The 17,149-nt window shown below is 60.7% G+C and carries 9 protein-coding genes; all 9 read right to left on the bottom strand.

The genetic code is table 11. From position 1 onward, the window contains the following. Positions 1 to 69: 69 nt before the first annotated feature. Positions 70 to 1,923 (bottom strand): polyurethane esterase, encoded by a 1,854-nt coding sequence (locus tag ACA072_RS14180; RefSeq protein ID WP_497624836.1) that lies wholly within the window; start codon positions 1,921 to 1,923, stop codon positions 70 to 72. A 96-nt stretch (positions 1,924 to 2,019) separates the two neighbouring features. Next, the gene (locus tag ACA072_RS14175) at positions 2,020 to 3,708 is read right to left on the bottom strand and encodes a polyurethane esterase (protein ID WP_497624835.1); all 1,689 of its coding nucleotides are present in this window, start codon (positions 3,706 to 3,708) and stop codon (positions 2,020 to 2,022) included. Between the two features lie 24 nt (positions 3,709 to 3,732). Next, positions 3,733 to 6,780: an autotransporter domain-containing protein gene (locus tag ACA072_RS14170; protein ID WP_497624834.1), complete on the bottom strand. Its 3,048-nt coding sequence runs from the start codon at positions 6,778 to 6,780 to the stop codon at positions 3,733 to 3,735. Positions 6,781 to 7,015: 235 nt separating this feature from the next. Further along, on the bottom strand, positions 7,016 to 9,973 hold the full coding sequence (eprS, locus tag ACA072_RS14165) for an autotransporter serine peptidase EprS (RefSeq protein ID WP_497624833.1): 2,958 nt from the start codon (positions 9,971 to 9,973) through the stop codon (positions 7,016 to 7,018). 198 nt (positions 9,974 to 10,171) lie between these two features. Then, positions 10,172 to 11,539, bottom strand: a complete 1,368-nt coding sequence (locus ACA072_RS14160) for a TolC family outer membrane protein (protein ID WP_497624832.1) — start codon at positions 11,537 to 11,539, stop codon at positions 10,172 to 10,174. 2 nt (positions 11,540 to 11,541) lie between these two features. Next, positions 11,542 to 12,891 (bottom strand): HlyD family type I secretion periplasmic adaptor subunit, encoded by a 1,350-nt coding sequence (locus ACA072_RS14155; RefSeq protein WP_497624831.1) that lies wholly within the window; start codon positions 12,889 to 12,891, stop codon positions 11,542 to 11,544. Further along, a complete protein-coding gene (locus ACA072_RS14150) occupies positions 12,888 to 14,663 on the bottom strand; it encodes a type I secretion system permease/ATPase (protein ID WP_497624830.1) in 1,776 nt (591 codons plus the stop codon). The genes ACA072_RS14155 and ACA072_RS14150 overlap by 4 nt, the downstream gene beginning before the upstream one ends. 174 nt (positions 14,664 to 14,837) lie before the next feature. Then, positions 14,838 to 15,263, bottom strand: coding sequence for an AprI/Inh family metalloprotease inhibitor (locus ACA072_RS14145; protein ID WP_497624990.1), 426 nt, complete (start codon positions 15,261 to 15,263; stop codon positions 14,838 to 14,840). A gap of 75 nt (positions 15,264 to 15,338) precedes the next feature. Further along, positions 15,339 to 16,796 (bottom strand): serralysin family metalloprotease, encoded by a 1,458-nt coding sequence (locus ACA072_RS14140; RefSeq protein WP_497624829.1) that lies wholly within the window; start codon positions 16,794 to 16,796, stop codon positions 15,339 to 15,341. Positions 16,797 to 17,149: the final 353 nt, after the last annotated feature.

Below are 17,149 nucleotides of genomic sequence, written 5' to 3'. Positions count from 1 at the left end.
CACATTGGATCGCGGTCTAATGTGGGAGCGGGCTTGCTCGCGAAGGGGCCCTTACCGGCGCCCCATCACTCAGGCCATAACAATCCCTGAGCCAGACAAACTATCCAGCCCAACCCCCACCAACGTCACCGAATCCCCACCAAACGTCAGCACCGTATCCTGCCCCACCGCCGTGGCATGGGCCCGATAGTCATCATTCGGCGCTACTCCCTGAACGCCAAGAAACACCAGCTTGTCGTTTGCCTGATACCCCAGCACCCGGTCCTGACCGAACGCACCACTGAACAGGAAACTATCAATCCCGCCCCCCGATTCCATCAGGTCATTCCCCGCCCCGCCTACAAACACATCGTTACCCTTGCCGCCGATCAAATGATCGTTGCCGTCCAGACCGAACAGCCAGTCGCCCGTCGCCTGAGCCTTGAGCGTATCGGCTCCCGCGCTCCCTTTTATCGATGACGCGTACTGGGTCAGGTTGTTACCGACCGCAAGACCATTGGCCGTCACGCTGTGCGTCACGTCATCCTTGAACAACCCCCACAGGAACCCCGGCTCCTTGCTGACAATGCTGCCGATGTCCCGGGTGATGCTGATGCCGCCATGACCATCACGAACATAGAGGTTGCCGGCGCCGTCATTGGCAAAGTCGAAATTCTTCACCGACTGCTGCAAGTCCAGCACGTTGCTGCCCTTGCCTCCCAGCAGGATGTTGTAGCCGCCACCGTCGCGGAAGGTGTCGTTGCCGTCACGGCCCTCCAGATAGTCGTTGCCCTTGCCGCCCTGAATCAGGTCATTGCCGTCGCTGCCGATGATAAACGTGCTGCCCTTGTGGGTTTCAGCATTGCGATTCAGGTCCTGAACCCAGGTGTTGGCGCGCGCCGGGTCCGAGAGATTGGCGACGATGATCGTCGAATCCTTGCTGGTGAGGTCATAGAACTTCGATTCGATCACCCGGTTCATGCCGTCGCCATAGGCGGTCGGCAAGTGCGAGATCCAGGTCGGGATGTTGAGGATGGAGAACGGCAGCACATTCCACGCTGTCGAGGCGTAGTGGTCGTTGAAGCTGACGATGTTGTCGGTCGCCGAGGCCTTGGCGGCATCGTGCACGCCCACCGACGACAGGTTGAAGGATGAACCGTCGAGGGCTCGAAACACCGGGTCGTTTTCATAGCCGACGTTGAGCACTTTGTCGGTGCTGCTCTGGGTCGGGGACGCGTAGGCGATGTAGTTGGAATCCTTGTAGAACCCGGACCATTTGTCCGTACTCAAGTCCGCCAGGCTGTTGACCGCCAGCCCGCCAAGGCTGTGGCCGCTGACCAGTACGTCCTTGCCTGACAGGCCATTGGCCTGGGCAAAGGCCATGACGTCGCCGAGCAGATTGCCGAAGGCTTCGCCCACATAGTTTTTCGCATAATCCCTGGGACCGAACGCCGCCAGCAGATCGTTGATCACATCGCCGATGGAGTCGCCTATCAAGGTTTCCCGCGGGCCGCTGGTGCCGCGAAAGGCGATGCCGATTTCACTGAGATGACCCTGAGCGTCGTACTTGCCGAGGATCTCGACCTGCGCGCTGGTGTACCCGGCCTTCTCGCCGAAGAACGTTCCGCGAGCGTCGACCTTGCCGTCATAACCCAGTTGCGAGGCGGTGATGGGCGTCCAGCCGGCTTTTTGTACCGCCTCCAGTGCAGCTTTTTCCGAATCGGGGTTCCAGGGGATGCCGGGGATCACGCCCTGGGAATCGGTACCACCCAGCAATGCGGTGACCAAAGTCGCCGGCAGACCAAGGCCAAAGCCGTTGTGCTGATAACCGGTGGCAAAGCCATTGTCGAGGTTGTGATAGGAATACAGCGTGATCGCCATTGTGTCGGTGAATAACGCTTTGGAATCCGCTGTGCCGAAGTTTTTGTAGTCATACACACCCATTGGTATTGCCTCTCTTTTGTTGGAATTGTCAGAGATAGCTCACAACCAGGACGCCTCGCTCCCGAGGCGCCCCGGAGCATTTAGTGCATGCAGCCTTTACGCAAACGTGATGCCTGATGCCGACAGGCTGTCCAGCCCCACTCCCACCAGGGTCACGGCGAAGTCGCCCACCTTCAGCACCGTGTCATGGCCCGACTGCGAAGCGTGTTGCTTGTAGTCGTAACCCTGCCCTGCGCCCTGTACGCCAAGGAACACCAGCTTGTCATTGCCCTGGTAGCCGTTGATCGCGTCGAAACCGAAGGCACCGCTGAACAGAAAGGTGTTGTTGCCACCCGACGCCTGCATTACGTCGTTACCCGTGCCACCGACGAAGGTCACCTGGCTTTTGTCACTGCGCAGCAAATCGTCGCCGGCATTGCCGAACAACCAGTCGCCGTCAACGCTGGCTGCCAGTGTGTTGCCATAGGCGTCACCGTTGAGCGAGTGGTTGTAGTGGGTCAGTTCACTGCCGTTGAGCAAACCGTTGGCGGTGACGCTGTAGGTCACCTCCTTGCTGCCCCACCATGACCCCGACTCCTTGCTGACCAGCGCGCCGATGTCGCGGGTCATGCTGATGCCGCCATAGGCATCCCGCACGTACAGCGTGCCGTCGCCATCGTTGGCAACGCTGAAGTTCTGCAACGGCTTCTGCAACTCGAAGGTGTTGCTGCCCTTGCCACCCAGCAGGATGTTGTAGCCACCGTCATCGCGGAACCGGTCGTTGCCGTCGCGACCTTCGATGAAATCATTGCCGGCGCCGCCCTTGAGCAAGTCGTTGCTGTCGGTGCCGATGATGAAGGTGCTGCCGGTGTGGGGCTCGCCGCTGCGACCGAGGTCCTCGACCCAGGTGGTGCCCCGGGACGATTCCGCCAGGTTGGAGACAATCAGCGTCGAGTCCTTGTCGGTGAGGTCGTAGAAGCGCGAGTCGATCACCCGGTTCAAACCGTCGGCGTAACCCAATGAGCCGTGGGCCGACCAGTTCAACGGATTGAGGATGCTGAACGGCACCAGGTTCTGCGCAGTGGACGCGTACTGGTCATTGAAGTTGACGATGTTGTTGGTCGCCGAGTCCTGGTGTCCGTCGTGCTTGCCCAGCGAACCGCTGCTGAACGTGGTGCCGTCGAGTACCCGGAACACCGGGTCATTCTCGTAGCCGATGTTCAATACATTGTTGCCGGTGGCGCTCTGGGTCGGTGAGGCGAACGCGATGTAGTTGGCGTCCTTGAAGAAACCGCCCCAGTTGCTGCCGCTCAGCTCGGCAAGGCTGTTGACCCCCAGCCCGCCGAGGCTGTGACCGCTGACCATCACGTCTTTGGCGCTCAGACCATGGCCAATCGCAAACGCGGCAACGTCCTGGAGCAAATTGTCGAAGGCGTTTTTCGCGTAGTTCGTCGCGTAATCCACCGGGCCGACGGCGGCCAGCAGGTTGTTCTTCATGTCGCCGAAGGTGTCGCTGTACCCAAGACCGCCGGTGCCACGGAAGGCAATGCCGATACCGATCAGCTTGCCCGCCGCGTCGTACTTGCCGAGTACTTCAGCCTCGGCACTGGTGAAGCCATCCTTCTCGCCAAAGAAGGTGCCCTGAGCACCGACCTTGCCTTGGTAACCCAATTGCGCAGCGCCAATCGGCGCCCAAGCGGTCGCCGGCAGCGGCTGACCGGTTGGCGTGTACGCGTACAGCGTCAGCGCGATGGCGTCGCTGTACAGCGCCTTGCCGTCCGCATTTTTGTAATCAAACAGTCCCATGTTGTTAGCTTCCTTTGCGTGAAATCAGAACTGCCAGTCGAGTGTCAGACCGACACCGTGGTCTTTCTCGTTGGAGCCCAACAGTCCGTTGTAATCCAGGCTTACCCGCACATCCTGCGCCACCGCCAGACCGGCCCGCGCACCCACAACGGCGGCATTACGATCCAGTGACACGCTCTGCACGCTGAACCCGGTGTTGCCGTTGGCGAAGGCCAGGTGATCTTCGGAACGGGTGTTGCTCAGGTTGTGCTGCCAGCCCAGGGTGCCGGACAGTTCCAGTTGCTGTTGATCCGACAGGGCAATGGCTTTGCTCGCCCGTACACCAAGGGTCGAGAGCACGGCGTCACGGTTGTCTTCGCCACCCTTGAGCGCGTCGGCATCACCCTTCTCGGTGAAGCTGTCGCGGTTGAGGTGCACGTAAGCCAGGTTGGCGAACGGTTCCAGTGCCAGCGGTTGCAGGTCCAGGCGATACGCCGCTTCGGTGAACAGTTGGGCGGTGGTCGCATCGCGTTTGGATTTCTGTTTGCCGCTGACATCACCGAATTGCAGGTCACGTTTCACGTCAATGCGGTGCCAGCTGTAGGCTCCGCCGACGCTCAGACGCAGTGCATCGATTTCATGGCCCAGGTAGGCGCCCAAGTGGTAGCTGTCGACAGAGGCGGATGAATGCGTGCCATCGCCCATGCTCAATGAGCTGTCGCTATAACCGGTGACGAAACCCAGCCGCGTATCTTCAGCGATCAGACCGTCGACACCGGCCAGCAAGCCGCCGATGGAGCTGTTGGAACTGGCGTTGTCATGCCCGCCATCGCTCTTGCCCCAGGCGCCGAGGACTTTGACCCAGGCGTTGCTGCGGTCATCGGTCGGTGCCGCGGCATCGAACAGATCACGCTCACGCAGGCGTTCGCCAACGGCATCGCGCAAGTAACGACTGTCGTTGATCAGCAATGTGCCGATCGCCGGGTGAATCTCACCGGACAGTTGCTGGAACGCTTGTTGCGCGACAGCCGCGGTCGGCGACAGCAGCAAGGTTTCATAGAGCGGATTGCCCGCGCCCAGTTGCTCGGCGGCAGCCGCGACCGCACGTTGGTTCGGGGTTTGGCCGACGCTGGCGAAAGACGCGCCGTTGCGCTCCACCGCCAACTGGATGCCGGTGGCCGAGTAGTCGAGCGCGCCGCCGATGAACAGGTAGTTCGGCAGGACTGCGCCAAACCGCCCTTCGATCCCGCCGGCCGCTTGCAGAATGTTGTATTGAGTGCCGAGCAGGGATTGCACTTCGCTGGTCGTCAGCAAGGTCGGGCTGTTTTCCAGGGACAGGCTGACGGTAGCGCCGTCGATCACGGCTTTACCGCCCGCGATGATCTGATCACTGCTGGTCGGCGACAATTCCACGGCGTAAGTCGAGCCAGGCTCGAACGTTACGTCACCTGCCACTTGCAAGGTGCCAATGGAGTTGCCCGGCGCCACGGTGCCGCCGCTTTTCGCGGTCAATGCGCCGATGCGGCCGTTACCGCCGAGGATCCCGCTGTCATTGACGGTGACCGCCGAGAGCAGCGAGCCGTTGATGGCCAATCGGCCCTGATTGACCAGCGTCGGGCCGGCGTAGGTGTTGGCGCCGGTCAGCACCAGCGTGCCGATGCCTTGCTTGGTCAGGCCGCCATGGCCGGAAATGTCGTTGCGCCAGACGTCCAGACCGCAATGCACGTCAGTGCACACCCGTTCGGTGGGTTTGCCCGCGTCGATAATCGCGCCGATGCCCGGCAAGTCCGCGACAAACTGGCTGGAACCGTAGGCGCCCTGAATGCGGAACTCCTCGGGAATGTCTTGCTCGGTGACAAACATCCCCGGGCCATCGATGCCTTTGCGCAGGTTGATCATGCCCCAGCCGTACAGCGAATCGACACCCGGTGCACCCATGTCGGTGGCCGTTGTGCGCAGTACGCTGGCCACCTGGGCGCCGGTCATGTACGGGAAGCGTTCCATCAGCACTGCCACCGCACCTGCGACGTGCGGTGCCGCCATGGAGGTGCCGTTTTTGTTGGCATAGCCGATGGTCATGTTATCGGCATTGGTGCCGCCTATGACGGCGCTGAAGATCTTGCTGCCCGGTGCCGACACGCAGAAACTCGCGGTGTAGCCGCAACGCGACGAGAAGGTGCTGATGTTGTAGAGGTCCGGGCTGTTGAGGTCCGGGTTCTTCTGCAACGCCGCGACGGTCATCCAGTTCGGCGCGATTTCCGGGACGAAGTAACCCAGTCCCGCGATGGCGTCCGGGTTATTCAGGTTGTAGTCGTTGCCGGCGGCGAAAATCGTCACGATGCCGCTGCGAGCAGCCGCGATTGCACCGTCGTAGGCACCGCCCTGGCGCGTGCCGAGGATGGGCTGGATCTGATTGAACTGCAGTTGCGCGTCCTGCACGGTGAAGTGCGGATACGCCGGGTCACGGCCGCCCAGATCGAAACGATCGGTGATGCCGATGCCCCAGCTATTGTTGATGATCCGTGCGCCGCTGGCTATCAACGCATCCCAGCCGGCCTTGTACACCGCGCCGTCGTTGCCGAGGATGATCCCGTCTTCGGGGCCCGGGTCGCCGTTGTCGGCGCTGATGATTTGCGCGCTGTACGCCACGCCGTGCATCGGGTTGCCGTCACGGCTGCCCGCGGCGATCCCGCCGACGTGAGTGCCGTGGGAGCCAAGCTTGCCGTCGTAACCGACCGAGGGTGAACCGTCATACACAAACGCATCGCCGGCTTTGACCGGGATGTATGGGTCGGTGTATTCGCGGATACCGCTGGTGACCAGGGTGACCACTTTGTTCGCCCCGGAAAATTCCGGGTGCTGGGCGTAAACCGGTTGATCGAAGATCCCCAGCTTCACGCCTTTGCCGCTGTAACCGGCGGCGTAGGCATCCTGCGCGTTGATGGCGCCGAGGCCCCAATCAGCGTTGAATTCGGCGCTGCGCCAGCTGTTAGGATCGCCTGCTCGACCGTTTTCCACGTAGGGCGCCGCTTGCGCGGTGCCTGCCGAGGCTAATGCGCAGAGCAAGGCAAGGTTGTTGTACTTCTTATTCATCCAGCTACCGTCCTTAGTTGTGTTGCCAAATTCCTGTGCTTTGAGAAGCACGCTTTTATGTTGTGAAGCACGCCCCCTGTAGCAGCTGCCGAGCAGCGCGAGGCTGCGTTCGGCGACGAAGTCGTCGTGAAATCAGGCACCGCGGTTTATCAGGTAAACCGCATGCGCAGGTTTTACGACGACTTCGTCGCCGAACGCAGCCTCGCGTTGCTCGGCAGCTGCTACAAGGATTGCGTTAGAACTGCCAGTTGAGGCTCAGCCCCACGCCATGGCTCTTCTCGCGGCTGGCCAGTTGGCCGGTGTAATCGAGGTTCACGCGTACATCCCGGCTCAGGGCCAGGCTGGCATGGGCGCCCACCAGCGCCGCATCACGCACCATGGGCGAACTTTCTACCGAGAACGCCGTGCTGCCGCTGGCAAACGCCAGGTGCTCTTCGGAATCGGTATTGCTCAGGTTGTGCTGCCAGCCGAGGCTCCCTCCCAGCTCAAGCTGCTGCTGGCCCGACAGGTTCACGGTTTTCAACGCGCGCACGCCCAAGGTGCTGAGCACCGCATCCCGCGTGTCGCCACTGCTTTTCAGTGCAGCTCCATCGCCCTTCTCGGTGAAACCTTCGGTGTCGAGGTGGACGTAGGCCAGGTTGGCAAAAGGTTCGAGCGCCAGCGGTTGCAAGTTCAGGCTATATGCTGCCTCGCCGAACACTTGGGTGGTGCCAGCATCGACCTTGGCCTTCTGCTTGGCGCTGACGTCGCCGTATTGCAGGTCACGTTTTACGTCGGCGCGATGCCAGCTGTAGGCCCCGCCCGCACTCAGTTGCCAGGCGCCCAGTTCACGGCCGGCATAGGCAGCCAAGTGATAGCTGTCGACCTTGGCCGATGAATGCATGCCCGAGCCCATGCTCACCGAACTGTCGCTGTAGCCGGTGACCAGACCGATCCGGGTCTGTTCATCAATTGCGCCATCGACACCGGCAAGCAAGCCGCCAATCGAGGTGGTGTAACCGGCGGTGTCATGGCGGTCATCGGTCTTGCCCCAGGCACCCAATGCCTTGATCCAGCCGTTGCTTTGCGCACCTTTGGCGTCAATCAGTCGCTCACCGACTGCATCACGCAAATAACGACTGTCGTTGATCAGCACCGAGCCCAACGCCGGGTAGATTTCCCCCGACAACTGCTGGAACGCCTGCTGTGCGGACGTTGCGGTGGGTGACAGCAACAGGCTTTCGAAAACCGGATTACCCGCCCCGAGCCCTTCCACAGCGGAGGCGACGGCACGCTGGTTCGGCGTCTGGCCGACACTGGCGAAAGTCGTGTCGTTACGCTCCACACTCAGTTGTATGCCGGTGGCGGCGTAATCGAGGCTGCCGCCAATGAACAGATAGTTGGGCAACACCGCGCCGAACTGACCTTGAATACCGCCGGCCGCTTGCAGGATGTTGTATTGATGACCGAGCAGGCTTTGCACTTGTTGAGTACTGAGCAAGGTCGGGCTGTTTTCCAGAGACAGGCTGACCGTCGCGCCGCTGACCGTGGCCGTGCCGCCGGCGATGATCCGGTCGCTGTCAGTCGGCGACAGCTCCACCGCGTAGGTCGAACCGGGGGCAAACGTGACGTCGCCGGCGACCTGCAAGGTCCCGATGGAGTTGCCCGGTGCGACGGTAGCGCCGCGGTTGGCCGTCAGGGCGCCGATTCGTCCCGACCCGCCCAGCGTGCCGCTGTCATTGACGGTGACGCTGGATGCCAACGAACCGTTGACCGACAGCAGACCGCCATTGACCGTGGTCGGCCCGCGATAGCTATTGTCACCGGTCAGCATCAAGCGTCCGGCCCCGGACTTGATCAGGCTGCCTTCGTAGACCCGGGTGGCGGCGGCTGAATCGCGAGCCATGCCGACGGCGTAATCCGTCTGATCCTGCTGGCTGGCACCGGCCGGCACGCCGTTCTGCCAACCTTTGGCGCTCAGGGTCTGCTGCCAGGCACTGCGTTCGGCTGTGTCTTCGCTCTGACGCTGGATCAGCGCGTTGTCCGAGATGTCGTTGCTCCAGACATCGCTCTGCCCTGCCCCCAGATTGGCGTCGAAGCGCCCGAGCAATTGCCCCGGCCCGCGCATCGCCCGTTCAAGGTTGGCCACGCCCCAGCCGACGCGAGTATTTGGCGCCTGGGTGACCGAACCGTCGAGTTGGGTGGCGGTGGTCAGCAGGGTTTCCAGCGCCTGCTGGTTGGTCATGTACGGATAGCGTTCCATCACCAGTGCCAGGGCGCCGGTGGCGTGCGGCGCAGACATGGAGGTGCCGGACTTGATCGCATAACCGGCGTCGGGAATGGGGCTGTCGATCTTCGCGCCGGGGGTGGTGATGCACCAATACTTGGCGATGCCGCACTGGTTGTACTTCTGCTGATTGCTCTGATCCAGCCCCGACACCGCCAGCCAGTGCCCTTCCAGGTCCGGCTCGAAATACGGCAAGGCCGAACGCACGCTGGCGTTGGGGTAACCGCTGTTGCCGGCGCTGAACACGTTGATCACACCGCGACGGGAAACGCCCGCCGCTTCGTCCAGCCAGGTGCCTTTGTTCCAGTGCTGGGCGTAAGCGGCGTGCAGATCGCCGAGGGTGCGGTAACTGACGTCCGGCGGCTGGCTGCCCCAGCTGTTATTGATCGCCCGCACGCCAGCGTCGGCCAAGGCGTTGTAGACCGCTTTGAAGTAGCGTGGATCCGGATTGGGGCCGAACAGAAAACTGTCGTTCTTGTTGGTGTTGCCGACGTAGACCTGCGCGTTGTACGCCACGCCGTGCATGCCGGTGCCATCGCGGGAGGCACCGATGGTGCCGGCGACGTGGGTGCCGTGGGAGTCGTTATTGGCGTTGAGTGTACCGTCGACATTGAACAGTGAACCGTCGACGAAACTGCCGCTGGCCAGCACCGCGTGGTAACGGTCGGTGGCGAATTCGGGGTGGGACGCATCGAAGCCTGAATCGAGCTCGCCGATTTTTACGCCTTTACCGGTGATGCCGGCGGCGTAGGCCTGATCGGCCTGCATGCGGGCCAGGCCCCAGTCGCGCTGGAATTCTGCCGTCCGCCAACTGGCGGCATCGCCCAGGGTGCCGGTTTCCTGATAAAGCGCCTGGGCCGAGCCGGGCGCTACTGAGATCCAGAGCAACAACGTGCCGACCGACATCGGCTTGATCTGTACATCCATGTTTATCACTTCTCGCTTTTTTGGCGTTTTTAGAATTCTGGTTGCCCATAACGGGCCGCAACGCAACTCCTGTAGCAGCTGGCGAAGCCTGCGTTCGGCTGCGAAGCAGTCGTAAACCTGACAGCGCGGTTTGTCAGATACACCGAATGGCGACTGCTTCGCAGCCGAACGCAGGCTTCGCCAGCTGCTACAGGTTCATCATTGGGTTCTCGGGCCTTGGCCGAATGCCTCGTCAACCCTGGCCAAATCCTGCTCGCTCAAGGTCCCGGCGTAGTAATGCAACTTGGTCCAGGCCATCAGGTAGTCATACCTTGCCTGCGCCAAATCCCGGCGGGTGGTAAATAGTTGTTGTTCGGCATTCAACGCATCCAGATTCACCCGCTCGCCGCCCAGGATGCTTTGCCTGGTCGAGACCACCAGCGCTTCGGCTGACTTCAGGGCTTTCTGATAGGCCCGAAGCTTGTTCACCCCGGACAGGCAGGCGCTGAATTGCCGCCGCAGCTCAATCAGCGTTTCCCGAGTCTTGCCGTCCAGTTCGTACTCGGCCTGCTCCATGGTGCGGCTGGCCTGTCGGGTCGACGCCGACACCCCGCCGCCCGCGTACAACGGCACACTGACTTCAATACCGATGGTGTTGGTGTCGTAACGCTGGTTGTAGGTGTTGCCGCTTTCCGATTCGTTCTGACGCACCGAGGCGTACGCGCTGACTTTCGGGAAATGCCCGGCGCGGTTGCGTTCGACTTCATACCGCGCGACGTCCACCGCCTGACGCTGGGAAGCCAGGTTCGGGTTGTTGGCCACGGCCATCTCGTGCCAGGTGTCGTAGTTGGCGGGTTGCAGGCTGAAAGTCTGGAAGTTCTGGTCCAGCGGTGCCAGGTCCGTGATGTCGACGGCCGGCACACCAATCAGCGCGCCCAGTTCGCGCAAGGACGCATCCTGCTCGTTGCGCGCCTCGATTTCTTCGGCGGTCGCCAGTTCATAGCGGGACTCGGCCTCAAGAATGTCGGTGCGCGTGCCCTCGCCCTGACGAAACATCTGCTCGTTCTGCTGGAACTGCTGTTCGAAGGCTTTTTTCTTCGCCAGCGCGATGTCGATCTGGTCCTGGGCGAACAACGCATTGGTGTAGTTTTCCAGCACACGAACCAGCAATTCCTGGCTCTTGCCGCGGAAGGCTTCGTCGGCAAACAACGATTGCGCCACGCCCTTGCGATACGCCGCATAGGCCTCGTAATCGAGCAACGGCTGTTGCAGGGTCAGGTTCGAGCCGTAGCTGCTGTAGTTGCGGTCTTCGGTGAAGTCGGGACGACCTTCATTGATTTGCGTGACCTTGGAGGTGTTGCGGCCCTTGTTGTAGGTGTAACCGATCCTGGGCAACAGCCCGGCACGGCCGATGATGCGGTTTTCAAGGCCGGCATCCCGCTCCTTGATCGCCCCCAGGAACACCGGATCGTTACGCAACGCTTGCTCGTAGATCTCGAACGGCCCCATGGCGGCCATCACACTGTTGCACGTCAGCAACGCCAGGGTGGCTGTGAGCATTGAAAGCTTATTCATACAGCCGAACATCCTTATTCCTCGGTCAACGCGGAGCCTGCCCGGTCGAGCAACGGTTTGAACAAATAGTTGAGGAGTGAACGTTCACCGGTGCGCACGAACATTTCCGCCGGCATGCCGGGCTTGATCACCAGGCCGTTGAGTTTTTCCATGGCCTGGTCGCTGACGCTGCTGCGCAACACGTAGTACGGCGCGCCGGTTTTCTCGTCGATCATCTGGTCGGCGGAGATCAGGCTGACTTCGCCCGGCACCCGGGGTGTACGGCTCTGGTTGAACGCGGTGAACAGAATGTCCACCGGCAAGTGGGTGCCGACCTTGTCAATCAGGTTGATCGGCAGGTGCCCTTCCACTTCCAGGCGAGTGCCCTGAGGCACGATTTCCAGCAAGGTGTCGCCCTGGCGGACCACCGCGCCTTCGGTGTGAACCCCGAGGTTGACCGCGATGCCGTCAGCGGTGGCGATGATTTCGCTGTGTTGCAGGTCGAAGCCGGCGGAGGTCAGTTGCTCTTCCAGCGTCACGCTCTTGAGTTGCGCGTCGGCCAGTTGCGTGCGGACTTCTTTCTGGTATTCCTCGATGTGCTGTTGCAGCTTCAGGCGCGACTCAAGGATGCCCTGCTCGACCCGGCCGCTTTCACCACTGTTTTCCGCCAATTGCTGCTGCACCTGCGACAGTTGTCGCTGGAACTCCATCAAGCGGTTGCGCGGGATGTAGCCGTTGTCCGCCAGCGGCTGCAGATTGCTCAGTTGTTGTTGCAGAGAGCTGGCCTGAGCCGTCAGGTCCGTCCGCGCTCGGCGCATACCGGCCAATTGTGCACTGGCGCCTTCGATGCTGGCGCGCAAGCCCGCCTGCTCACGGGAAAATGCTTCGCGGCGGCTGCTGAACAATTGTCGCTGGCCCTCGAGGACCAAGGCCAGGCGTGGGTCGGGATCGTTGCTCAGTTCCGTCGGGAAATTCACCTGCTTGAGGTTGTCCCGTTCGCTCTGCCAACGGGCCAGGCTGGCCCAGGCCATGCGGTATTGTGCCTGCAGCGATTGCACGTCGGCGGCGACCTGGGTCTGGTCGAGCTGGAACAGCGGCTGGCCCTGCTTCACCACTTGGCCCTCGCGCACCAGAATCCGGCTGACCACGCCGTTGCTCATCGATTGCACGGCCTTGCGCTTGCCGGAGACCACGACCGTGCCTTGCACCGGAATGCCCTGGTCGAGCGGCGCAAGGCTGGCCCAGGTAAAGAAACTGCCGGCGCCGACGATCGCCAGAATCCAGCCCATGCGGGCGAAGAAACGCGCATTACGCTCGGGGCGTTCAGCGATGTAATCGTGTTCCATCGTCGCTTCGTTTTCAGTGTTCATGCGAGCGCTGGTCATACACCCGAATTCCTTGTTGTGGGCTGATACTGGCGACTCATGCTGAGCCCGCCGGGTGCTTGCGGGGTATTTTCACGTTGCTGTTGCTGGGCGCCTGACAGTGCCTTGAGCACTTCCTGGCTGGGGCCAAAGGCCTGCAAACGCCCTTCGTTGAGCACCAGCAATTTGTCGGCCTGGGCCAGCGCCGAAGAACGATGAGTCACCAGAATCACGCTGGTGCCCTGGGCTTTCATGTGCGCGATGGCGCTGACCAGCGCGGCTTCGCCCACGGTGTCGAGGTTGGAATTGGGTTCATCCAGCACCACCAGACTTGGCTTGCCGTACAGCGCGCGCGCCAATGCCACCCGTTGCTTCTGCCCGCCGGACAAGCCGCTGCCGTCCTCGCCGAGCACCGTGTCGTAGCCCTGCGGCATGCGCAGGATCAGGTCATGGACGCCCGCCTGTTGCGCCGCTTCGACGACTTGCTGCGGATCGGCCTCGCGAAACCGCGCGATGTTTTCGGCGATGCTGCCGCTGAACAATTCGATGTCCTGCGGCAAGTAACCGATGTAGGGACCGAGGTCGTCGCGGTTCCAGCGATGGATGTCCGCGCCATCGAGTCGCACGGTGCCGCCCAGGGTCGGCCAGACGCCGACCAGCACACGGGCCAGGGTCGACTTGCCGGAGCCGGAGGCGCCGAGTACGCCCAACACTTCACCGGCACCCAGGCTGAAATTGACCATGTGCAGGGTCGCCGCGCGTTGCCCCGGTGGACCGGCGCTGACTTGTTCGAAGGTGATCTGACCTTTCGGCGCCGGCAGCGCCATGGCTTCGTCACCCGGTGGAAAGGCTTGCAGCAACGAATCAAGACGACGGTAAGCGAGCTTGGCGCCGCTCCACTGTTTCCAGACGGCGATCAGCTGATCGATGGGGCTCAGGACGCGCCCCATCAGAATCGAGCCGGCAATCATCATCCCGGCGGTCATGTCCCCCTTGATAACCAGCAACGCACCCAGTCCCAGGACCAGGGATTGCAGGCACAACCGCAGGGTTTTGCTCAGGGAGCTGATAATTGCCCCGGTGTCGCTGGCCTGATTCTGCAAGCCGAGGAACCGCGAATGCACCTGGAACCAGCGCTTGCGCAACACCCCGAGCATGCCCATCGCCTGAATGGTTTCGGCGTTGTGCAGGTGACTGGTGGCCAGTTGGCTGGACTTCTGGGAAAACCCGGCTGCTTCACCCAAAGGCTTTTTGGTCATTGCTTCGTTGAGGCAAGCGAGGCCGATCAGCACCACTGCGCCCACAGTGGCGAACACACCGAGCCAGACGTTGAACAGGTAAATCACGAACAGGTAAACCGGAAACCAGGGCGCATCGAAGAACGCGAACAGCGCCGGACCGGTAACGAATTGGCGAATGTGGGTCAAGTCGCCGAGGGACTGCCCGGCGTTGCCCTCGCCCTTGAGCAGATTGCGTTCGAACGCGGCCTGATACACCCGCAGGTTGAAACGGCGCTCCAGTTGGCTGCCGATGCGGATGACGATGAAGCTGCGCACGATCTCCAGCACACCGATGAAGGCGAAAAACCCGACCACCATCAGCGACAACATGGCCAGGGTGGTTTCGTTTTGCGAAGACAGCACGCGGTCGTAGACCTGGAGCATGTAAATCGACGGAACCAGCATCAGCACATTAATTAACGCGGTGAAACAACCGACGCTGATCAGGATGCTTTTATAGTCGCCCAATGCCTTGAATAACGGTGCGGTGGCCGGGCTCTTTGCCATCTTCATGGGTTCTTCCTGAGGTGTTATTCCTCGTCATGCCTGACGAAGTTTCCATTATCTGTCCGCGCAGACGCGGATATAGGTTTGGCGCACTAGCGCTTACAAACCAATAACAACTTTTAATCTGGTTTGGTGCTTATAACGATAATGACCGTCGCTCTTTTCACCGCCGCAGGTTAATTACTGCGCCTGGCGCACAAGTGTTATGACCAGAGCGGATTTCAATGTGGCTTTATAGGAACCATCACGCTGACGACTGAGAAACAGAATCTTCGAACCTTCGTTGCCGGTGATCGCAATGCCGTCCGGTTCCGGGAACCAACCGATAGCGGTTTTGCCGTCCAGCCAGGCGCTGAAGCAACTGGCGCCATCACCCAATGTTCCGGTTTTTTGAAAGTCGATGACGCACACATTGGACGGTTTGTCCTGCAACGCCTGAGACTCGGGCGAGTCGTCTTTGCCGCTCAGGGTCGCCTGCCATTTGCCGGCCAGTTCCGAGGGGTCTGCTAATTTCAGGCTGCTCGCCATGGCTGTCTCTCCAAAAAAAATCATCAACGTCGCCAGAAGCCACGCGGTTGTTCGGTGGGAAAAAGTGTTGTGAAGCATCACTTGTTTTACTCCGGCTTGTGGCCTTTGGCACAGAGGGCGGCGCATCGGCGCCACCCTCCTTATCGCGTTACATCACGCAGCGATGTCCGAGAACGCCGCCTGGCCAACGGTGCTGACCAGGAAGTCAGCCACGCCGTGCCCGGAGAAGTCCACCGCCAACTGGCTGTTACCGCCCGAAGAGGTCAACACTGCATCGCCTGCCGCACCGGTGAACGAACTCACGAAGTGCAGGCCTGCGCCTTTGGTGATGCCGGTCAGGTCGATCTTGTCCAGGCCGCTGACAAAATCAAGGATCTGGTCGGCTACACCTGGCTTCGAATCGCTGCTGGCCGCGAAAACGAAGGTGTCCGAACCGGTACCGCCCCACAGCTTGTCCGCACCGCCCGCGCCGTAGAGGATGTCGTTGCCGGCCCCGCCCTTCAGCTCATTGGACACGCCATTACCAATCAGCAGGTCGTTACCGGAACCACCGATTGCGTTCTCGATGGTGGCACCCTTGGCAATGGATACGTTGCCCACCATGCCGCCAACGTCGGAGAACGAGGCCTCATTGAGGTTTATCTTCTGGTTTTGGGTGAAACCGGAGAAATCCAGGGTGTCCTTGCCGCCCGCATCCCACACCGAGAACACGACCTTGTCCGACGACGAAGACGCGCTCAGGAAATCGCGACCAGCGTTGGAGTTGAAGCCGTAAGTGGTGTCACCGGTGCGGGTGGTGGTGTTGGCGCCGTAGAGCTTTTGGATGGCGGCAATATCGTCCAGCAGTGGGCCGGACGCATAGGCTTCGACGCCGGCCTTGCTGAAGTTCTGGTCGGTATTGCTTTCACTCCAGTAGCTCATGAGGCTGTAGCCGCGGGTGTCTTCCGCGTAGGTCGCGTCGTTGTAGGTCGGCGCGCCCTCACCGGCGTTATAGTCGCCGGGGTGGGCCAGGCCCAGGCTGTGACCGATCTCGTGGGTCAGGGTTTGACGACCGTAGTTGTTCAGGTCCGGCGTCTTGTTGGGCGTATAACTGCTGTTGGTCAGGTACCAGGAAGTACCGTCATAACCGGCACCGGTGCCAGGCAGGTAGGCGAATGCCGCTGCGCCGTCCTGGCCGCTGCTGTAATTGCCGAAGGTCATGTGACCGTCGCCGCCTGTGGCTTTCTCGGTAAAAGTGACTTTGGCCACATCGGCCCAGGATTGCATGGCGAGCACGGCCTGGGCTTTCTGTTGAGCGCTGAACTGACTAAAGCCGGAAATCCCGTGCTTGTTCATGGTGCTCGACGACGCCGAGGTCAGGAACGTGTAGGTCAGCTCGATTTTACCGCTGCCGTCCTTGTCCTGGTAGGCAGCACCGTCACGCAGCAATTGGGTCGCTGCCTCGTCGACGGAGTAGGAAGGTTTGCCATTGACCGTGAGATTGCCACCCCGGTCATACTGATGGCTGAAGCTGTCGATCTGGTTGTAGGCGGAACTGGGCGCAGCCAATGCTTGCAATGGCGAAAAGGCCTGTTCGGCAAGATCAATAGCGTTATTTTTAACTTTCGACATAAACACACTTCCTTGTTTAGCAATGGAACAGTTTTTGTCAGATAGCGACAATCTCTGGCGAGATCGTCCTATCACTCGCCCAATGAAGGCGAAAGAAAACTGACACAATTCGAAATCAAACGTCTACATTTTTTTTGACGTCAAATTGTGCAACTCCAGCAAGTACCCGGAAACAATGCCTGCGCTGTCGAAATATAGTTTGAAGTTGGGGGTTTCGGACTAATTGTCTGACAATTGCGTATTTAAATATTAAATAGAGGTAAGTTGTTTTTTGTCGAGGGTGTCTCGTTTTTTCGGACTTATTAGTATGAGTGCCAGTGGATTGATATCAGACGGATGTGTAGTGAGTTTGA

This window comes from Pseudomonas sp. LBUM1656 (assembly GCF_059716065.1).
Note: the sequence above shows the minus strand (reverse complement) of the source record. Positions and strands in the feature narration are given on the sequence as shown.